General features: G+C 66.1%; 12 protein-coding genes, 2 tRNA genes and 3 rRNA genes. 11 read left to right on the forward strand and 6 right to left on the reverse strand.

Features of this window, described 5'->3' with window-relative positions; all coding sequences use genetic code 11:
• Positions 1-36: 36 nt before the first annotated feature.
• Complete coding sequence (locus NLF94_RS00085; RefSeq protein WP_254839427.1) at positions 37-900, forward strand: alpha/beta hydrolase; 864 nt, start codon at positions 37-39, stop codon at positions 898-900.
• On the opposite strand, the gene NLF94_RS00090 is transcribed toward NLF94_RS00085, so the two are convergent.
• Both NLF94_RS00090 and NLF94_RS00095 read right to left on the reverse strand, forming a co-directional pair.
• Positions 835-1,926 carry a quinone-dependent dihydroorotate dehydrogenase gene (locus tag NLF94_RS00090; RefSeq protein ID WP_254839428.1) on the reverse strand — a complete coding sequence of 364 codons (1,092 nt, stop codon included), beginning with the start codon at positions 1,924-1,926 and terminating at the stop codon, positions 835-837. The genes NLF94_RS00085 and NLF94_RS00090 overlap by 66 nt on opposite strands.
• A gap of 69 nt (positions 1,927-1,995) precedes the next feature.
• Positions 1,996-2,193 carry a hypothetical protein gene (locus NLF94_RS00095; RefSeq protein ID WP_254839429.1) on the reverse strand — a complete coding sequence of 66 codons (198 nt, stop codon included), beginning with the start codon at positions 2,191-2,193 and terminating at the stop codon, positions 1,996-1,998.
• Between the two features lie 236 nt (positions 2,194-2,429).
• On the opposite strand from NLF94_RS00095, the gene NLF94_RS00100 reads away from it, so the two are divergent.
• From NLF94_RS00100 to NLF94_RS00130, 7 genes are all read left to right on the forward strand, one after another.
• Entirely contained in the window at positions 2,430-2,744 is a 315-nt protein-coding gene (locus NLF94_RS00100; RefSeq protein WP_254839430.1) for a non-histone chromosomal MC1 family protein, read from the forward strand.
• A 911-nt stretch (positions 2,745-3,655) separates the two neighbouring features.
• A 16S ribosomal RNA gene (locus tag NLF94_RS00105) occupies positions 3,656-5,121 on the forward strand.
• Between the two features lie 103 nt (positions 5,122-5,224).
• A tRNA-Ala gene (locus NLF94_RS00110) sits at positions 5,225-5,296 on the forward strand.
• A 206-nt stretch (positions 5,297-5,502) separates the two neighbouring features.
• Positions 5,503-8,416, forward strand: a 23S ribosomal RNA gene (locus NLF94_RS00115).
• A 110-nt stretch (positions 8,417-8,526) separates the two neighbouring features.
• A 5S ribosomal RNA gene (gene rrf, locus NLF94_RS00120) occupies positions 8,527-8,648 on the forward strand.
• Together the 16S, 23S and 5S rRNA genes with 1 tRNA gene alongside form the textbook arrangement of a ribosomal RNA operon.
• 136 nt (positions 8,649-8,784) lie before the next feature.
• Positions 8,785-9,978, forward strand: a complete 1,194-nt coding sequence (locus tag NLF94_RS00125; RefSeq protein WP_254839431.1) for an acyl-CoA dehydrogenase family protein — start codon at positions 8,785-8,787, stop codon at positions 9,976-9,978.
• A 199-nt stretch (positions 9,979-10,177) separates the two neighbouring features.
• Positions 10,178-10,253, forward strand: a tRNA-Cys gene (locus tag NLF94_RS00130).
• Positions 10,254-10,436: 183 nt separating this feature from the next.
• Here NLF94_RS00130 and NLF94_RS00135 read toward each other — a convergent pair.
• The 3 genes from NLF94_RS00135 to glpK all read right to left on the reverse strand — a co-directional run bounded on the left by NLF94_RS00135 (position 10,437) and on the right by glpK (position 12,933).
• On the reverse strand, positions 10,437-10,943 hold the full coding sequence (locus NLF94_RS00135; protein WP_254839432.1) for a PIN domain-containing protein: 507 nt from the start codon (positions 10,941-10,943) through the stop codon (positions 10,437-10,439).
• Positions 10,944-11,165, reverse strand: coding sequence for a UPF0175 family protein (locus NLF94_RS00140; RefSeq protein ID WP_254839433.1), 222 nt, complete (start codon positions 11,163-11,165; stop codon positions 10,944-10,946). It abuts the gene before it with no gap.
• A 220-nt stretch (positions 11,166-11,385) separates the two neighbouring features.
• Positions 11,386-12,933, reverse strand: coding sequence for a glycerol kinase GlpK (gene glpK, locus NLF94_RS00145; RefSeq protein ID WP_254839434.1), 1,548 nt, complete (start codon positions 12,931-12,933; stop codon positions 11,386-11,388).
• 246 nt (positions 12,934-13,179) lie between these two features.
• Here glpK and glpA point away from each other — a divergent pair, with 246 nt between their 5' ends.
• The 3 genes from glpA to NLF94_RS00160 are packed head-to-tail and all read left to right on the forward strand — an operon-like array spanning position 13,180 to position 17,566.
• Entirely contained in the window at positions 13,180-14,907 is a 1,728-nt protein-coding gene (gene glpA, locus NLF94_RS00150; RefSeq protein ID WP_254839435.1) for an anaerobic glycerol-3-phosphate dehydrogenase subunit GlpA, read from the forward strand.
• Entirely contained in the window at positions 14,898-16,256 is a 1,359-nt protein-coding gene (gene glpB / locus NLF94_RS00155) for a glycerol-3-phosphate dehydrogenase subunit GlpB (protein ID WP_254839436.1), read from the forward strand. Before glpA ends, glpB begins: the two co-directional genes overlap by 10 nt.
• Complete coding sequence (locus NLF94_RS00160) at positions 16,253-17,566, forward strand: anaerobic glycerol-3-phosphate dehydrogenase subunit C (RefSeq protein ID WP_254839437.1); 1,314 nt, start codon at positions 16,253-16,255, stop codon at positions 17,564-17,566. Before glpB ends, NLF94_RS00160 begins: the two co-directional genes overlap by 4 nt.
• Before the next feature lie 21 nt (positions 17,567-17,587).
• Here the strand turns inward: NLF94_RS00160 and NLF94_RS00165 are convergent, their stop codons facing one another.
• Positions 17,588-17,854: a thioredoxin family protein gene (locus tag NLF94_RS00165; RefSeq protein WP_254839438.1), complete on the reverse strand. Its 267-nt coding sequence runs from the start codon at positions 17,852-17,854 to the stop codon at positions 17,588-17,590.
• Between the last annotated feature and the right edge of the window lie 76 nt (positions 17,855-17,930).

Genomic DNA, 17,930 nt, shown 5'->3' on the forward strand with positions numbered 1-17,930 from the left:
CCGTCCGTTTATCGCTTCGGCACGCCTCGATTGAACGTGGAGTGGACTCGCCGCAACGTCGCGATAACCATCCTCGCGGTACTGCTCGGCGCCGCGCTGCTCGGTGCCGCGGGAGCGGCCGCGTACTTCGAAATCGGCTACGGCCCCGACGAGGCCGCTGTCTCGGCGGTCGAGACCGACGACTCGGTGACCGTCGAGCGGTTTGACGGCGGGACCGTCGTCCGGAGCGGCCCGGTCACGCCGGCGACGACGGGCCTGGTCTACTACCCCGGCGCGCGCGTGAACCACGAGAGTTACGTCCCGACGGCGGCCGGCATCGTCGAGGGGCGGGACGCGGTGGTCGTGGTCGTCGACGCCCCGCTCAACCTCGCGATACTGTCGCCGGGCAGCGCCGACGCGGCCGTCGAGGCGGCGCCGGCCGTCGAGTCGTGGTACGTCGGCGGGCACTCGCTGGGCGGCGCGACGGCGTGTCGGTACGCCGCCGGGAACGCTGCCGCTCTCGAGGGACTGGTGTTGCACGCCGCCTACTGCGACCGCGACCTCTCGGGGACGGACCTCCGGGTGCTGTCGGTGCTGGGCGCCGAGGACGCGGTCATCGACGCCGAAACCGAACGACAGCGCCGCGATTTGCTGCCGGACGACGCCACGGTCGTCGAACTGTCGGGGGTCACCCACTCGGGGTTCGGCGCCTACGGCACACAGCGGGGAGAGGGGCCGCCGCCCCGGAGTCCGGCGGCGATGCGGGCCGACGTCGCCCGGACGACGGGGACGTGGCTCGTCGGCGGGAACGTGACGGAACCGGCCGTCGGGCGAGCGGCGGGACCGGGGGCCGCGCTACAGGTCGGCGCCGACGGCCTCGGTGACGGAGTCGAAGCCGTCCCGCTCCAGCAACTCGAGTAGCCCCTCGTTGATTCGCTTGGCGATGCCGGGGCCCTCGTAGACGAGGCCGGTGTACAGCTGGACCAGCGAGGCGCCCGCGCGTATCTTCTCGTAGGCGCTGCGGGCGTCGGAGACGCCGCCGACGCCGACGACGGGGGCGTCGGTGCGCTCCGCGACGAAGCGGACCATGCTCGTCGCCTCTTCTTCGATGGGTGCCCCGGAGAGACCACCCTCCTCGTCGGCGGCCGCGCCCCGGAGGTCGGCGGGTCGGCTCGTCGTGGTGTTGGTGGCGATGACGCCGTCCAGTTCGAGTTCTTCGACGACCTCGAGGGCGTCCTCGACGGCGGGGTCGGGGAGGTCCGGCGAGAGCTTCACGAGCAGGGGTGCGGCGCCGGCGTCCTGCAGCGTCCCGAGGATGGACTCCAGACGGTCGCGCTGCTGGAGTTCCCGGAGGTCCGGCGTGTTCGGGGAGGAGACGTTGACGACGAAGTAGTCGCCACCGCCGGACGCGTCCGGCGAGGCCCCGCTCGCGGGACCGCCCTCGCGGACGCGCTCGAAGGTGTACAGGTAGTCGTCTTCCGCCTCGTCGTTGGGGGTGGACTTGGACTTCCCGAGGTTGACCCCGACGGGGACGCGGCAGTCGAGTCCGGCCAGGCGCTCGCCGACGAGGTCGGCACCGTCGTTGTTGAACCCCATGCGGTTTATCAGCGCCCGGTCCTCGGGGAGTCGGAACATCCGCGGGCGGGGGTTGCCGGCCTGCGGTTCGGCGGTGACGCCGCCGACCTCGATGTGGCCGAAGCCGAGCGCGGCCAGTGCCGGGGGAATCTCGGCGTTCTTGTCGAAGCCGGCGGCGACGCCGACCGGGTTGAGGAAGGTGTTGTCGAACGCCTCCACGCGGAGTCGGGAGTCGACGACCGTGTAGTGGTCGGCGAGGAGGCCCTCGAGTGGCGTGTCCTGGACGGCCGCCAGGAGTTCGTGGACGGTCCGGTGGGCGGTTTCGGCGTCCAGCCGGAACAGAAGGGGTTTCGCCAGGTCGTAGAGGGGCATTACCGGGAGGGACCGTCCGAGGCGCTTAAGCACCCCGGTCTCGCGGTGCGGCGTCGGGAGCAGTGGCGTTCAGAAGTCGTGTTCGACCTCGTCGGGATCGGCCTTCTGGATGATTATCTTCCCGTCCCGGACCCGGACGAACACCTCGTCGCCGATCTCCATCCCTGCCACGGCGAGTTCGTCCTCGTGAAGGTTGACGTGGACGTTGTGGTACTCCCCGTCCTCGTCTTTGGCGCCACTGGGGCTGAGCTTCTTCTTTCGCACCATCGGGTTACGTTCGGTCGTTCGCAACACGAGACACATAAGTGTACCGTGCGCGCGCCGCGGAATCGGGGTGCGCGCGAGCGCGCAGGAGGGTGATAGAGGGGTCGATGGCGGGTTCCGTCGGCGGGTTTTCGACTCGCTTCGCGGCGACGTTTATAAGTCGGGGGACGGAAACACCCCGCTTGGGGGATATATTTATAACGGCGTGTGTGCAGTTGTCGCACGGAGGAGAGCAAACCATGGCACGCGACGACGACGACAAACGAAACTTCGCGCTACGCGACCAGACCGGCAACGAGACGAGCGTCTTCTCGGGACGGACGCCGCGACAGGCGGCGCTGAAAGCTGCCCGTCGGCTCGACCCCGCCGACACCGAGCAGCACGCCGAGCACAAGGAGCTTCGGCTCCGCGAGAAGGGAACGAAGAAAGTCCACATCTACGAGGGCTGGGCCTGGCAGGAGGCGGCACCCGACGACAGCCCCGACTGGATGCCCGAGGAGATAACGGAGGCCAACGTCTCCAAGCAGGGCATCGAGCACCTCGAGGAAATCTAAGCACTCACGTTTTTCCGAACGGCTATGCATCGCCGCCCCGTAGCCGGGGCTGCGCGGCCCTCACGCGTCCCGACCTCGCGTGTGCGCGCGGGATGACGGATACGGTTTCCAGCCGCGCCACAGTTTCCTACCCGAAACCCGACATGTGTGAGACGGGCCCATGGGCGACCGCGCGCGCCGGGACCTCGGGGTGGGCGTTCCGGACTCACGCGGGGACCATTCACACGGCACTAGGGCCATGAAATCGCGTGACGTGGTCCGTGTACTTCGATGGGCTTAATACTACCACTCCCATCGAACGGAACGCGAAGGACGCGGGGCGTGACGCCCCGGGCGGGACGGCTCTTCGAGTCGTCTCGTATCGACGCCCTTATGTTCGACAGGGCGCTCGATTCGGAGTACGCACCTCGCCGGGCCATCGCCCGGCGCGGGCAATCCGACGCCCTTAAGTGTAACAGGGCGTTTCGGTTGAAGTACGAGGGCGGCGTGGAATCGCATTCCGGCGTCGTCCCGGTTCGATGCCCTTAAGTGTATCAGGGCGCTCGAACCCAAGTACGGAGGTCGGCTCGGCACACCGCCGATCCGACGCTCGATTCGGCTCGCTGCGACCGCCGTGGCGGCCGGACGTGACGCGACGTGGTCGAGGGTGGTTCGAACCCGCTCTCGCTCACGGACCGGTCGAGTTCCGGTGGGTTTATGACCCGTCGTGGACTACGATTAGGTCCGAAGGAAATGAGGATTCCACCCCTGCGGTCCGCCGTATAGATGGGATCTGATGTTAGCCCTGGCAGTTCGGTGACACTCGGTCGGTCCGAGCGTCACTGAACGCCGATAGACATTGATGGAAACACACCTTTTGGGTGTGTTCCCGCCAAACCCTCCCCGAGCTGGGTAACAAGTTCGGGGAACACATTCCGGTTGATCCTGCCGGAGGCCATTGCTATCGGTGTCCGACTTAGCCATGCGAGTTGTACGTCTAACGTAGCAAACTGCTCAGTAACACGTGGCCAAACTGCCCTATGGACCGGAATAACCTCGGGAAACTGAGGCTAATCCCGGATAGCACATCCAGCCTGGAGTGGCGGATGTGTGAAACGCTCCGGCGCCATAGGATGTGGCTGCGGCCGATTAGGTAGACGGTGGGGTAACGGCCCACCGTGCCGATAATCGGTACGGGTCATGAGAGTGAGAGCCCGGAGACGGAATCTGAGACACGATTCCGGGCCCTACGGGGCGCAGCAGGCGCGAAACCTTTACACTGCACGCCAGTGCGATAGGGGGACACCGAGTGCGAGGGCATAGAGCCCTCGCTTTTCTGTACCGTAAGGTGGTACAGGAACAAGGGCTGGGCAAGACCGGTGCCAGCCGCCGCGGTAACACCGGCAGCCCAAGTGATGGCCGATATTATTGGGCCTAAAGCGTCCGTAGCTGGCCGAGCAAGTTCGTCGGGAAATCCACGCGCCCAACGTGTGGGCGTCCGGCGAAAACTGTTCGGCTTGGGACCGGAAGACCCGAGGGGTACGTCCGGGGTAGGAGTGAAATCCCGTAATCCTGGACGGACCACCGATGGCGAAAGCACCTCGGGAGGACGGATCCGACAGTGAGGGACGAAAGCTAGGGTCTCGAACCGGATTAGATACCCGGGTAGTCCTAGCTGTAAACGATGCTCGCTAGGTGTGGCACAGGCTACGAGCCTGTGCTGTGCCGTAGGGAAGCCGTGAAGCGAGCCGCCTGGGAAGTACGTCTGCAAGGATGAAACTTAAAGGAATTGGCGGGGGAGCACTACAACCGGAGGAGCCTGCGGTTTAATTGGACTCAACGCCGGACATCTCACCAGCTCCGACAGCAGTAATGACGGTCAGGTTGATGACCTTACCCGACGCTGCTGAGAGGAGGTGCATGGCCGCCGTCAGCTCGTACCGTGAGGCGTCCTGTTAAGTCAGGCAACGAGCGAGACCCGCACCTCTAGTTGCCAGCAGCATCTCGCGATGGCTGGGTACACTAGGGGGACTGCCGTCGCCAAGACGGAGGAAGGAACGGGCAACGGTAGGTCAGTATGCCCCGAATGAGCTGGGCTACACGCGGGCTACAATGGCCAGGACAGTGGGACGCGACGCCGAGAGGCGAAGCTAATCTCCTAAACCTGGTCGTAGTTCGGATTGCGGGCTGAAACCCGCCCGCATGAAGCTGGATTCGGTAGTAATCGCGTGTCAGAAGCGCGCGGTGAATACGTCCCTGCTCCTTGCACACACCGCCCGTCAAAGCACCCGAGTGGGGTCCGGATGAGGCCTGGTTCCCAGGTCGAATCTGGGCTCCGCAAGGGGGCTTAAGTCGTAACAAGGTAGCCGTAGGGGAATCTGCGGCTGGATCACCTCCTAACGTCCGGGACTGGGGTTCGCCCCAGCCCACCTTTGGCCGTCTATCGTCGTTCGGTGACCGTGGCCGACCGAGCACCTTTGAACTGTCAGGGCTAGCTGGTCGGGCCCATAGCTCAGTGGTAGAGTGCCTCCTTTGCAAGGAGGATGCCCTGGGTTCGAATCCCAGTGGGTCCATCTCACGTACCCGCCTCGAACCGTGTCCCTTAAGTGGGAAACGCGGTTCGACTCGGGTACGCAGAACCGATGCACCACTCCGTGCAAGCGCGAGTGGGAAGGGTGGACGCTCTCCCGCAGTCGACGGGCGAGTGTATGAGACCGTGTGTACGTGCGATCCAGACGCTCACTGGACCCGTTTCATCGGGTCGCAGAGCGATCTATCATTACCGTGGCTACTGTGCCATCTGGTGAATAGCTCGGCTCAGGCGCCGACGAAGGACGTGCCAAGCTGCGATAAGCCCAGGGGAGCCGCACGGAGGCTTAGAACCTGGGATCTCCTAATGGGAATCCCCACCGCAATTGCTTCGCGCAATGGGGAACGCCCCGGATTGAAACATCTTAGTAGGGGCAGGAAGAGAAAGCGAATGCGATGTCGTTAGTAACCGCGAGTGAACGCGACACAGTCCAAACCGAAGCCTTCGGGCAATGTGGTGTTCGGACTGACTCCCATCGGCCGAACCGTCTCGAGAAGTCTCCTGGAACGGAGCGTGATACAGGGTGACAACCCCGTATCGGGACCTAGTACGCCGTGCGTCAGCTCCAGAGTAACGGGGATTGGAAATTCCTCGTGAATCCGGCAGACATCGTCTGCCAAGACTAAATACGTCCTGAGACCGATAGCGAACAAGTAGCGTGAGCGAACGCTGAAAAGCACCCCGAGAAGGGAGGTGAAATAGGGCTTGAAATCAGGTGGCGATAGAGCGACGGGGCACGAAAGGTCCGTAGCAAAACGACCGAGACGCGAGTCTCCAGTAGGACGCTCCGGAAGCCGGTGTTCCGTCGTACGTTTTGAAAAACGAACCAGGGAGTGTACTTGTCTGGCGAGTCTAACCCGAGTATCGGGGAAGGCGTAGGGAAACCGACATGGCCGCAGCATTGCCAGGGCCGCCGTGTTCAAGCGCGGGGAGTCAGACGGGTACGACCCGAAACCGGGTGATCTACGCGTGGACAGGACGAAGCGTGGCGAAAGCTACGTGGAGGTCCGTTAGAGTTGGTGTCCTACAATACCCTCTCGTGATCTACGTGTAGGGGTGAAAGGCCCATCGAACCCGGAAACAGCTGGTTCCGACCGAAACATGTCGAAGCATGACCTCTGCCGAGGTAGTTCGTGGGGTAGAGAGACTGATTGGAGGCCCCGACTCCGAGAGGAGTCGGACCTCCTGTCAAACTCCGAACTCACGGACGCCGTGGACGCAGGGAGTCCGCTGTGCGGGGTAAGCCTGTGCAGCGTGAGGGAGACAACCCAGAGCTGGGTTAAGGTCCCCAAGTGTGGACTAAGTGCGATTGAAGGTGGTCCCGAGCCCTAGACAGCCGGGAGGTGAGCTTAGAAGCAGCTACCCTCTAAGAAAAGCGTAACAGCTTACCGGCCGAGGTTCGGGGCGCCCAAAATGATCGGGGCTCAAGTCCACCACCGAGACCTGGCGACACGCCTCACCGCGTGGTTCCGTAGGTCGGCACTCCGGTTGGGTGGAAGCTCGGGCGAGAGCTCGAGTGGACCGACTGGTGAAGAAAATCCTGGTTACAGTAGCAGCGATAGTCGGGTGTGAATCCCGACGGCCTAATGAGCAAGGGTTCCTCGGCAATGTTCGTCAGCCGAGGGTTAGCCGGTCCTAAGACTCGTCGCAATTCGAGCGGGTCAAACAGGGAAACTGGTTAATATTCCAGTGCCGCCGTGCACTCAACGCCGACGCCTTGGGGTCGACCGAACCGGGCCTTCGCCCGGTCGAACTGTCCAAATCCGTGGAAGCCGTAACGGCACGAAGCGGACGAACGGCAGGATAGCGTAAGTCGGTTCAACCTGGGGCCCGTGAAAAGGCAAGCACGACGTCCGTACCGAGATCCGACACAGGTGCTCATGCCGGCGAAAGGCAAGGCCTGTCGGGAACAACCGACGTTAGGGAATTCGGCAATCTGGCCCCGTAAGTTCGCGATAAGGGGTGCCTGCCTCGGAGAGAGGCAGGTCGCAGTGACTAGGACGCTCCGACTGTCTAGTAACAACATAGGTGACCGCAAATCCGCAAGGACTCGTACGGTCACTGAATCCTGCCCAGTGCGGGTATCTGAACACCCAGTACAATGGGACGAAGGACCCGTCAACGGCGGGGGTAACTATGACCCTCTTAAGGTAGCGTAGTACCTTGCCGCTTCAGTAGCGGCTTGCATGAATGGATTAACGAGAGCGTCGCTGTCCCAACGTTGGGCCCGGTGAACTATACGTTCCAGTGCGGAGTCTGGAGACACCCAGGGGGAAGCGAAGACCCTATGGAGCTTTACTGCAGGCTGTCGCTGGGACATGGTCGCTGATGTGCAGGATAGGTAGGAGCCGTTACCGAGGCCCGTGCGCTAGCACGGCGCCCAGGCACCCGTGAAATACTACCCGTCAGTGACTGTGACCCTCACTCCGGGAGGAGGACACCGATAGCCGGGCAGTTTGACTGGGGCGGTACGCGCTCGAAAAGATATCGAGCGCGCCCTAAGTCCATCTCAGTCGGGACGGAGACCCGACGGAGAGTGCAAGAGCAAAAGATGGACTGACAGTGTTCTTCCCAACGAGGAACGCTGACGCGAAAGCGTGGTCTAGCGAACCGATGAGCCTGCCCGATGCGGGCCATTGATGACAGAAAAGCTACCCTAGGGATAACAGAGTCGTCACTCGCAAGAGCACATATCGACCGAGTGGCTTGCTACCTCGATGTCGGTTCCCTCCATCCTGCCCGTGCAGAAGCGGGCAAGGGTGAGGTTGTTCGCCTATTAAAGGAGGTCGTGAGCTGGGTTTAGACCGTCGTGAGACAGGTCGGCTGCTATCTACTGGGTGTGTCTGACGCTTGACAGGAACGACCGTATAGTACGAGAGGAACTACGGTTGGGTGCCACTGGTTTACCGGTCGTCCGAGAGGGCGCTGCCGGGCAGCTACGCACCACGGGGTAACGGCTGAACGCATCTAAGCCGGAAACCCACCTGGAAAAGAAGCGTCACCGAGGTCTCTCCTAGAAGAGGAGTTCGATAGACTCGGGGTGTACGCGCCGAGGCAACGAGGCGTTCAGCCCGCGAGCACTAACCGACCGAAGCCACCAATCATTGTCGCTCCGCCCGATGAAGCGGGTCCGGGCGTAAACTGGATCGCACGTACACACGGACACCACCGGCGGTTGGTACCGCATCGCGGTTCGATTCCGCGAGCCGGCGTTAAGGCGGCCACAGCGGCGGGGACACTCCCGTACCCATCCCGAACACGGAAGATAAGCCCGCCAGCGTTCCGACGAGTACTGGAGTGCGCGAGCCTCTGGGAAAACCGGTTCGCCGCCTGCCATTCATTCCCGTTTTCAACCCCCACTCAGCGTCAGCTGGGTGGGGGTTTTTCATTTACGTACCCGTCACATCGCTGTAAACTCTGCGAGCGTGGTAAGTTCCACAGTTTAAGTGCTTGCGGTCCTTTGCGGTGTGTATGACAGTCTCACAATCCCCGTCGGTCGGTTTCGAGGAGACACAGGAACTGGAGATGATCCGGGAGACGGCCCGGGAGATCGCGTCGGATTACGACGACGAGTACTTCCTCGAGGTCTCGGAGGGCAAGGAACCGACGGAGTTCTGGAACGACTGCGCCGACGCGGGCTTCCTGGGGGCGGCCATCCCCACCGAGTACGGCGGCGAGGGGATGGGGTTCTGGGAACTGTCGGCCATCGTCGAGGAACTGTGCGCCAACGGCTGTCTCGGCGCGGAGATGCTGTTCGTCGTCAACGTCTGTTTCGGGGGAATTACGCTGACCGAGAACGGCAGCGAGGAGCAGAAGGAGGAGTGGCTGCCGGGCATCTGTGACGGCGACGTGAACTTCGCGATGGCGCTGACGGAACCCGACGCGGGCCACAACGCGCCGAACATGGACACCTTCGCCGAGCGGGACGGCGACGAGTTCGTCATCGACGGCACGAAACAGTGGATTTCCGGTGTCGACCTCGCCGACCGGATGCTGCTCGTCGCCCGGACGTCGCCGAAGGACGAGTCCGCGAAGATGCAGGGAATAACGCTATTTCTCGTCGACCCGCAGGACTCGGCCATCGAGCGCCGGGAACTCGACGTGGGCATCCCGACGCCAGAAAAGCAGTTCGAACTGTCCATCGACGGCTACCGCGCCCACGAGGACGACGTCATCGGCACGGAGGGCATGGGTCTGTACCAGCTGTTCGACACGGTCAACCCCGAGCGACTGCTGGGTGCGTCGGGCGCCATCGGCGTCGGCAAGTGCGCCATCGAGCGGGCGGTCGACTACGCCAACGAGCGTGAGGTCTTCGACCAGCCCATCGGCGCCCACCAGGGCGTCCAGCACCCCATCGCGGACTCGTGGGCGAAGCTACAGTCCGCGGGGCTGCTCACCCGGAAGGCCGCCTGGATGGTCGACAACGAACCGGACCCGAAGAAGACCGCCGAGGTGTCCAACATGGCGAAGCTGCGGGCGACGGAGGTCGGGCACGACGCGACCGACGTGGCGCTGCAGACCCACGGCGGCAACGGCTTCTCGCGGGAGTACACCGTCATCGAGATGTGGAAGGGGTCGCGGCTGGGCAAGGTCGCGCCCGGCTCGACCGAGATGATGCGGAACCACGTCGCCGAGCACACGCTGGGCCTGCCGCGGTCGTACTAGACCCACTTTTTACTCCCTCGGGCTTCCTCGCTCGCTTCGCTCGCTGCGGAGAGCCACTCTCTGCTCACGGCGACGCGGTCGCCGTTCGCACGGTCAGCGGGACCGCCGGTCCCGCTCGACCCGCTCCGGCTTCCTCGACGTTCCGCGGCTGCGGGTGGACCGCTACGCTTAAACGGTCCACAGCGTTACGTCCGAGTGCGCCAAGGTGGCAGAGTCTGGCCTTACGCGGCGGCCTGCAGAGCCGCTATACGCCGGTTCAAATCCGGCCCTTGGCTCTCTTACCCTAAGGCCGACGGGACGACATCTCTGGTCTCCGCTTTTCTCGCGCGTTGTATACTCTTCGGCAGCACCGAGGCGGTCCGTGTTCCCGCGGATGGTTTCGAAGAGTGTCCGGTAAACAGTCACGTCAGAGAGGTTCACGACTGCGCGACGACTCTCCGATTCCGTTCTCGCCGGTTCTATTCGTCCAGTAGTTCGGTAACGCTCTCGACGGGGGCGTAGTATCCGCGTTCGTTCTGCCAGACATCCACCCATTCGTCTGCGGTTTCGCTGTCGATGCGTTCGCGTTCGATGCCGAGGACGAGGAGACCGATTGACCCGGTAACGGAGACGTTTAGTTCCGCCGCAAGACGGCGCGCTGCGAGGTCGTCCGTGGCGATGGTCCCGTCACGTTCGACGGCTCCGCGTAACGTCTCCGTCTCTCCGGGATTGAGCCGGTCACGGAGCTTTACGCCCTCCGCTTCGGGTGGAACGTCGCCGACTGGGAGAGTGTCGTCGAACGCTTCGACCGCTTCGGACAGGTACTCGTGGCCGAAATCGACGCCCCGTTCGATTTCATCACGGACCGCAGGGACGACGAATGGCGCTTCGAGGAGGTGAACGAGGAAGTCGACGGAGTTCGCGCTGGCGAAATTACTGATGACGGTTGCGTCGAGGAAAACGGGCTGCGGGTACCCGTCCGGCATCTACTCGCCGAGATCGAGTGCGCCGTCGAGCTCCACTTGGAGCTGGTCGTCGGTGCGCGGCCCATAGATCGACGTGAAGCCAGCTTCCTCCAGCAGTTCCTCGAACTCCCAGCGGGACATACCGGCTGCTTCGGCGGCACGTCCGAGCGAGAGGTCGCCGAGAACGTACCGTCCCACCGCGGTTGCCAGTTCGTCCGAGGGTTCGCTACTCGAAGAGGCCATCACACCTACCTATCGGGTCCACGGACGTAATAATCTATCCTGCCTTCTGGTTGGTTTCTTTCCTCGCTTTCCATCGGTCCGAGCGGCCACCTCGCCCGCGAACTTCGAGCAGGTGTGATCCGCGACCCCCCGGCTCCCCCCGTGTTCGATGTCGAAGCGCCGCCGGCAGACCAGCGTCGAAAAGCGGGGTCCCGGCAGGCCCGGGCGCGGGAAGCGGCGGTCACGGTTCGCCCTCCTCCTCTTCGGCCCAGTCGAGCGACCGCTCGACGGCGTCGCCCCAGCGGTCGTACATCGCGTCGGCTTGCCCGCGGCGCATCTCGGGGGAGAACCGACGGTCGACCTGCCAGTTCGCGCGGAGTTCGTCGACGGAGTCCCAGTAGCCGACGGCCAGGCCGGCGGCGTACGCCGCGCCGAGGGCGGTCGTCTCGTCGACCTCGGGTCGGACGATGTCCGTCTGGAGGACGTCCGACTGGAGCCGACAGAGGAAGTCGTTCTTGACCGCGCCGCCGTCGACGCGGAGCCGGCCCATCTCGATGCCGGAGTCGGCCTCCATGGCCTCGGCGACGTCGCGGGTCCGGTAGGCGATGGACTCCAGCGTCGCCCGGACGACGTGCTCGCGGCGGGTGCCGCGGGTCATCCCGACGATGGTGCCGCGCGCGCGGCCGTCCCAGTGGGGCGCGCCCAGTCCGGCGAAGGCGGGGACGACGTAGACGTCGTCGGTGGAGTCGACGGCGCGTGCGAGTTCGGCGGTCTCGGCGGGGTCGTCGATCAGTCCGACGTCCACGAGCCACTCGATGGCGGCGCCGGTGGCGAAGATGGCACCCTCCAGGGCGTACTGGACGGGGTCGCCCGAGCGCTGGAAGCCGACCGTCGTCAGCAGGCCGTGGTCGGACTCGACGGGTTCGTCGCCGGTGTTCATCAGGAAGAAGGCGCCGGTGCCGTAGGTGTTCTTGGCGTCGCCCTCGTCGAAGCAGGTCTGACCGAACAGCGCGGCCTGCTGGTCGCCTAAGGCGCCGGCGACCGGAACGTCGGCGCCGAGGAACCCCTCGGGGTCGGTGTGGCCGTAGTGGGCGTCGTCGCTGGACGGTCGCACCTCCGGCAGCAGTTCGGCGGGAACGTCGAACTCCTCGAGGAGTTCGTCGTCCCACTCCATCTCCCGGATGTCGTACAGCATCGTCCGGGAGGCGTTGGTGACGTCGGTGACGTGGTTGCCCGTGAGCTTGTAGATCAGCCACGAGTCGACGGTGCCGAGCATGAGTTCGCCGGCCTCGGCGCGCTCGCGGACGTCCCCCGGTCCGATGCGGTCGATTTCGATGGGGTCGGCGTTGTTCAGGAGCCACTCGGCCTTCGTCGCCGAGAAGTAGGCGTCACACTCGAGGCCGGTCTTCTCGCGTATCCACTCGGCCTTCCCGTCGGCCCGTAGCTCCTCGACCCGGTCCGTGGTTCGGCGATCCTGCCAGACCAGGGCGTTGTAGACGGGCTTGCCGGTTTCGCCGTCCCAGATCAGGGTCGTCTCGCGCTGGTTGGTGATGCCGACTCCCGCCAGTTGCTCGGGGTCGAGACTCGCCTCCCGGAGCGCCCTGCTGACGACGGTCCTGGTGTTCGCCCATATCTCCGCGGGGTCGTGCTCGACCCACCCGGGTTCCGGGTAGATCTGTTCGTGTTTCTCGTAGGCCTCTGCGACGACCTGGCCCCCGTGGTCGAAGACCATGAACCGGGTGCCCGTCGTCCCCTGGTCGACCGCACCGACGTAGGTGTTTGCTGCCATCGTCTCTCCTTCGAGTGTCTGCGGCCGTCGTGCTTCACAATCGCCGACCGATAGTTCACTACTGGACGGGAAGCGAACGTGAACATCACCGCACGATCCGATAAAGTTTGTGCAGGACGTTACCACGCGAGGGTACGGCGACAGCGGGGAACCGAGCGGCGTCGGCGGTGGTCGGGGGGCTCGGCCGCATAATTACCGGACGGCGGCCGCCGGAGGTAAGAATAAGGTCTCCCGAGACCTACGCGGGTGGACGTGACCGAAGTCCTCGTCGTCGGCGGCGGCTCGACGGGCTGTGGCATCGCCCGGGACCTCTCGATGCGGGGCATCGACGTCACGCTCGTCGAGAAGGGGAACCTGACCCACGGGACGACGGGCCGGATGCACGGCCTGTTGCACAGCGGCGGCCGCTACGCCGTCTCCGACCGGGCCAGCGCGACCGAGTGCATCGAGGAGAACCACGTCCTCCGGGACATCGCGGCCCACTGCGTCGAGGAGACCGGCGGACTGTTCGTCAAACGGCCCGAGGACACCGAGGAGTACTTCCAGGAGAAACTCGAGGGACTGGAGGCCTGCGACATCCCCGCCGAGGTCCTCTCCGCCGAGGAGGCCCGCGAGCGCGAACCGTACCTCGCGGCGGACATCGACAGGGCCATCGCGGTGCCCGACGCGGCCATCGACCCCTTCCGGCTCTGCGTGGCCAACGCCGCCGCCGCCGAGTCCCACGGCGCCCGCGTCGCCACCCACGCCGAGGTGACCGACGTCCTCGTCGAATCCGGCGAGGTGGTCGGCGTCGAACTCGACCACGGGACCGACCCCGAGAAGCGCGGCGACGGCACCGGCACCGAGCGCATCGAGGCCGACCACGTCGTCAACGCGACCGGCGCCTGGGCCGGGCAACTGGGTGCGATGGCCGGCGTCGACGTCGAGGTCCGGCCCTCGAAGGGCGTGATGACCGTGATGAACAGCCGGCAGGTCGACACGGTGATCAACCGCTGTCGACCCAAGGGCGACGCCGACATCGTCGTCCCCCACGAGACGGCCTGCATCCTCGGGACGACCGACGAGGAGGTGGCGGACCCCGAGGACTACCCCGAAGAGCGGTGGGAGGTCGACCTCGTCGTCGACGAACTGGCGAAACTCGTCCCCGTCCTCGCGGAGGCCCGGACGCTGCGTTCCTTCTGGGGCGTCCGCCCGCTCTACGAACCGCCCGGCTCCGGCACCGAGGACCCCACCGACGTCACGCGGGACTTCTTTCTGCTCGACCACGCCGACCGCGACGGTCTGCCCGGGATGACGAGCATCGTCGGCGGGAAGCTCACCACCTACCGGCTGATGGCCGAGCGGGTAGCCGACCACGTCTGCGGGAAACTCGGCGTCTCCGCGACCTGTCGGACGGCCGAAACGCCGCTGCCCGGCAGCGAGGACGCCTCGGTCCTCGAATCGAACATGCGGGCGTTCGGTCTCCGGTCGCCGGTCGCGCGCCGTTCGGCCCAGCGGCTCGGCTCCCGGACCGAGGCGGTGCTGGACGTCGACGGTCCCAACCCCGTGGTCTGTGACTGCGAGGCTGTCACCCGCGCCGAACTCCGCGACGCCATCGACGACGCCGGCAGCGACCTCGACGCCGTCCGCATCCGGACGCGTGCCTCGATGGGCAACTGCCAGGGGGCGTTCTGCTGTCACCGGATGGCCGCGGAACTGTACCCCGACTTCGACGCCGGGACCGCCCGCGAGTCGCTGGACGAACTGTACCAGGAGCGCTGGAAGGGCCAGCGGCACGCGCTGTGGGGCGACCAGCTCTCGCAGGCGATGCTGAACCGGATGCTGCACGCGACGACGATGAACCGCGACGCCGACCCCGCCATCCTCGAGGATTCGGTCGATTTCGGCGCTTTCGACGACGGCGACCGTTCCCGCGACGGCTCCGGGCCCCCCGGCGAATCCGCCGCGACCGACGGGGGGACCGGATGGCGATAGCGAGCGAGGTGGTGGTCGTCGGGGGCGGTCTCGCCGGCGTCACGGCCGCGCTGTCGGCGGCCCGCGAGGGTGCCGACGTCCGGCTGGTCTCTCACAAGCAGTCGACGCTCCAGCAGGCCTCGGGACTCGTCGACGCGCTGGGCTACCTGCCGCCGGTCGACCCGCCGGGCGAGGACCCGACGGCGACGCCGACGGCGGCCCGAACCGGCGCCGTCACCGACCGGCCGGACCCGGAGGGCCCGCTCGCCGACCCCTTCGAGGCCGTCGACCGCCTGCCGGAGAGCCACCCCTACCGCCTGGTCGGCGCCGACGCCCTGCGGGCGGGCCTGGCGCTGTTCGACGACGCCGTCGACGGCTACCGCGGCGGCCACACCGACCGCAACGCCCTCGTGCCGACCTTCGGTGGTGCGGTCAAGCCGACCGCCCGGTACCCCGCCTCGGCCGCCGCCGGCCTCGCCAGCGACGACCGGCCGATGCTCGTCGTCGGCTTCCGGTCGCTGTCGGCGTTCGACGCCCGGATGGTCGCCGACCGACTCGCGGCCGCGGACGTTCCCTTCGAGGTTGCCGGCGCCGACGTCGCGTTCCCCGCGGCTTTCCGCGAGGACGCCAAGATAACCCGCTTCGCCCACGCCCTGGACCGGGACGAACCCGTCGAGGGGACGCCCGCGCGGGCGGCGCTTGCGGCCGCGGTGGAACCGCACCTCGACGACGTCGAGGGCGGCGCCGAACGCGTCGGCTTCCCGGCGTTCCTCGGCGACGACGAGGCCGCCGCCGTCAGGGCCGCCCTCGCGGACCGGCTCGGCGCCGACGTCTTCGAGGTGCCGATGGGCCCGCCCAGTCTGCCGGGGCTCCGCCTGGAGGACCGCCTCTACGGGGCGCTCGATGCGGCCGGCGTCAGCTACGAGACCGGCGTCCCGGTCGTCGACTGCGAGACCGACGGGGCGGGCCGCATCGAGCGACTGCTGGTCGACCGGACGGGCAGCGAGGTGCCCTACGCCGCCGAGGCGGTCGTGCTGGCGACGGGCGGCCTCGTCGGGAAGGGCATCGACGCCGACCGGGAGGGCGTCCGCGAACCCGTGCTCGGGTGTCACGTCCCGCACCCGGCGGACCGCTACGAGTGGTACGTCGACGACGCCTTCGGCGACCAGCCGTACGCCCGCTTCGGCGTCCGGACCGACGACCGACTCCGGCCGCTCGGTCCCGACGGTGAGGTGCAGTTCCCGAACGTCCGCGTCGCCGGCGCGACGCTGTCGGGCGCCGACGTGGCCCGCGAGAAGTCCGCCAGCGGCGTCTCGCTGGCGACCGGCCTCGTCGCCGGCCGCGAGGCGGCAGCGGAGGTGCCGGGATGACGGGGTCGGACGAGGAGGAGCGCACCGGGGCGGCGTCCGACCCGCTCGACCCCGACGACTACGACGCCGTCGACGTCTTCGAGGGCGGCGACCTCGATTTGCGGGCCGGGTCGGACTCCTGTTACAAGTGCACCTCCTGTGACACCTCCTGTCCGGTCGCCGAGGTCGACGACTCGTTCCCCGGCCCGAAGTTCCAGGGGCCCGAGCAGTGGCGCCTGAAGCGCAAGGAGGACGCCGATATCGACGACTCCATCACCTCGTGTTCGAACTGCATGCGCTGTGACGACGCCTGCCCCTCCTCGGTGCCGCTGTCGCAGATGCACAACGAGGCTCGCGGCGAGTACGTCGACGAGCAGATGGACAAACTCTCCCGGGAGTACGTCCGCAACCGGATCCTCTCGAACTACCGGTTCTTCGCGGCCATCGCCTCGAAGACGCCCCGGCTGGCGAACTTCGTGACCGGCCTCGGCGTCACGCAGTGGGCCGGCGAGAAACTGCTCGGCATCACGAGCGAGCGGGAGTTTCCCGACTTCGCCGAGGAGACGTTCCGCGAGTGGTGGCGAAAGCGCGGCGGTGCCGCCGTCGAGAACCCCGACAAGCGGGTGGCGTACTTCCACGGCTGCTACTCGAACTACAACACCCCGGAGGTGGGCAAGGCGATGGTCCGGGTCTACGAGGAGTTCGGCTACGAGGTGCTGGTGCCGCCGCAGAAGTGCTCGGGGACGCCGATGTTCGCAAACGGGATGTTGCCGGACGCCCGGCGGCACGCCGAGACGAACGTCGAGAACCTGGTCGCAGCCATCGGCGACGGCGCCGACGTAATCGCCTCCTGTACCTCCTGTTCGATGGCGCTGCGCCAGGAGTACCCCGAACTGTTCGACCTCCACGGCGTCGACGACGTCGCCGAGCACACCTTCGAGGCCCTGGAGTACCTCCGCATCAACGAGGACCTCGAGGGGGCGCTTTCCGAGGCCGAACTCGACGGGGAGTCCTTCGCCTACCACGCGCCGTGTCACGCCCGCAATCAGGGGCTGGCCCGGCAGGCCGTAGAGACGTTCCGCGAGGTCGAGGGCGCCGACATCGAGGACGTCGGCGACTCCTGTTCGGGCATCTCCGGCACCTACGGCTGGAAGGCCGAGAAGTACGACTACTCGATGGAGATCGGCGCCGAGATGTTCGAGCACATGGAGGCCGCCGACGGCGAGGTCGGCATGACGGAGTGTCCCACCTGCGCGATGCAGATGGAACACGGCACCGGCTACGAGATACGGCACCCGCTGCAGGCGCTGGAGTCGGCGCTGGTCGAGTAGAAGCGAGCGGGACGGCCGCCGTCAGGCGCCGGCCTGCGAGAGGGCCGTCTCGATGTCGTCCCGCTGGGTGACGCCGACGAACCGCTCGACGATGCCGTCGTCGTTCTCGACGACGAGCGTCGGCAGCGAGCGAACCTGGTACTCGTTTGCGACCTCCTGCTGTTCGTCTACGTTGACTTTCTCGAAGGCGACGTCGGGGTAGTCCTCCTCGAGTTCCTCGAGGATGGGGTCCTGCGTCTTGCACGGGCCGCACCAGTCCGCGTAGAAGTCCTTGAGCGTGACGGGCATGACTATCGGGACTTTTCCAGCCGCGCGCATAAGGGTTTCCCAACCGGCCGCTCGGACGGCCCAACCGCCGGTCCGT

The organism is Natronomonas marina (genome assembly GCF_024298905.1).
Taxonomy (GTDB): Archaea; Halobacteriota; Halobacteria; order Halobacteriales; family Haloarculaceae; genus Natronomonas; species Natronomonas marina.

Coding starts and splice junctions, on each gene's coding strand:
- NLF94_RS00090 (WP_254839428.1), bottom strand. CDS start 1,926: ATGCCCCTCTACGACCTGGCGAAACCCCTTCTGTTCCGGCTGGACGCC.
- NLF94_RS00095 (WP_254839429.1), bottom strand. CDS start 2,193: ATGGTGCGAAAGAAGAAGCTCAGCCCCAGTGGCGCCAAAGACGAGGAC.
- NLF94_RS00100 (WP_254839430.1), top strand. CDS start 2,430: ATGGCACGCGACGACGACGACAAACGAAACTTCGCGCTACGCGACCAG.
- NLF94_RS00125 (WP_254839431.1), top strand. CDS start 8,785: ATGACAGTCTCACAATCCCCGTCGGTCGGTTTCGAGGAGACACAGGAA.
- NLF94_RS00135 (WP_254839432.1), bottom strand. CDS start 10,943: ATGCCGGACGGGTACCCGCAGCCCGTTTTCCTCGACGCAACCGTCATC.
- NLF94_RS00140 (WP_254839433.1), bottom strand. CDS start 11,165: ATGGCCTCTTCGAGTAGCGAACCCTCGGACGAACTGGCAACCGCGGTG.
- glpK (WP_254839434.1), bottom strand. CDS start 12,933: ATGGCAGCAAACACCTACGTCGGTGCGGTCGACCAGGGGACGACGGGC.
- glpB (WP_254839436.1), top strand. CDS start 14,898: ATGGCGATAGCGAGCGAGGTGGTGGTCGTCGGGGGCGGTCTCGCCGGC.
- NLF94_RS00160 (WP_254839437.1), top strand. CDS start 16,253: ATGACGGGGTCGGACGAGGAGGAGCGCACCGGGGCGGCGTCCGACCCG.
- NLF94_RS00165 (WP_254839438.1), bottom strand. CDS start 17,854: ATGCCCGTCACGCTCAAGGACTTCTACGCGGACTGGTGCGGCCCGTGC.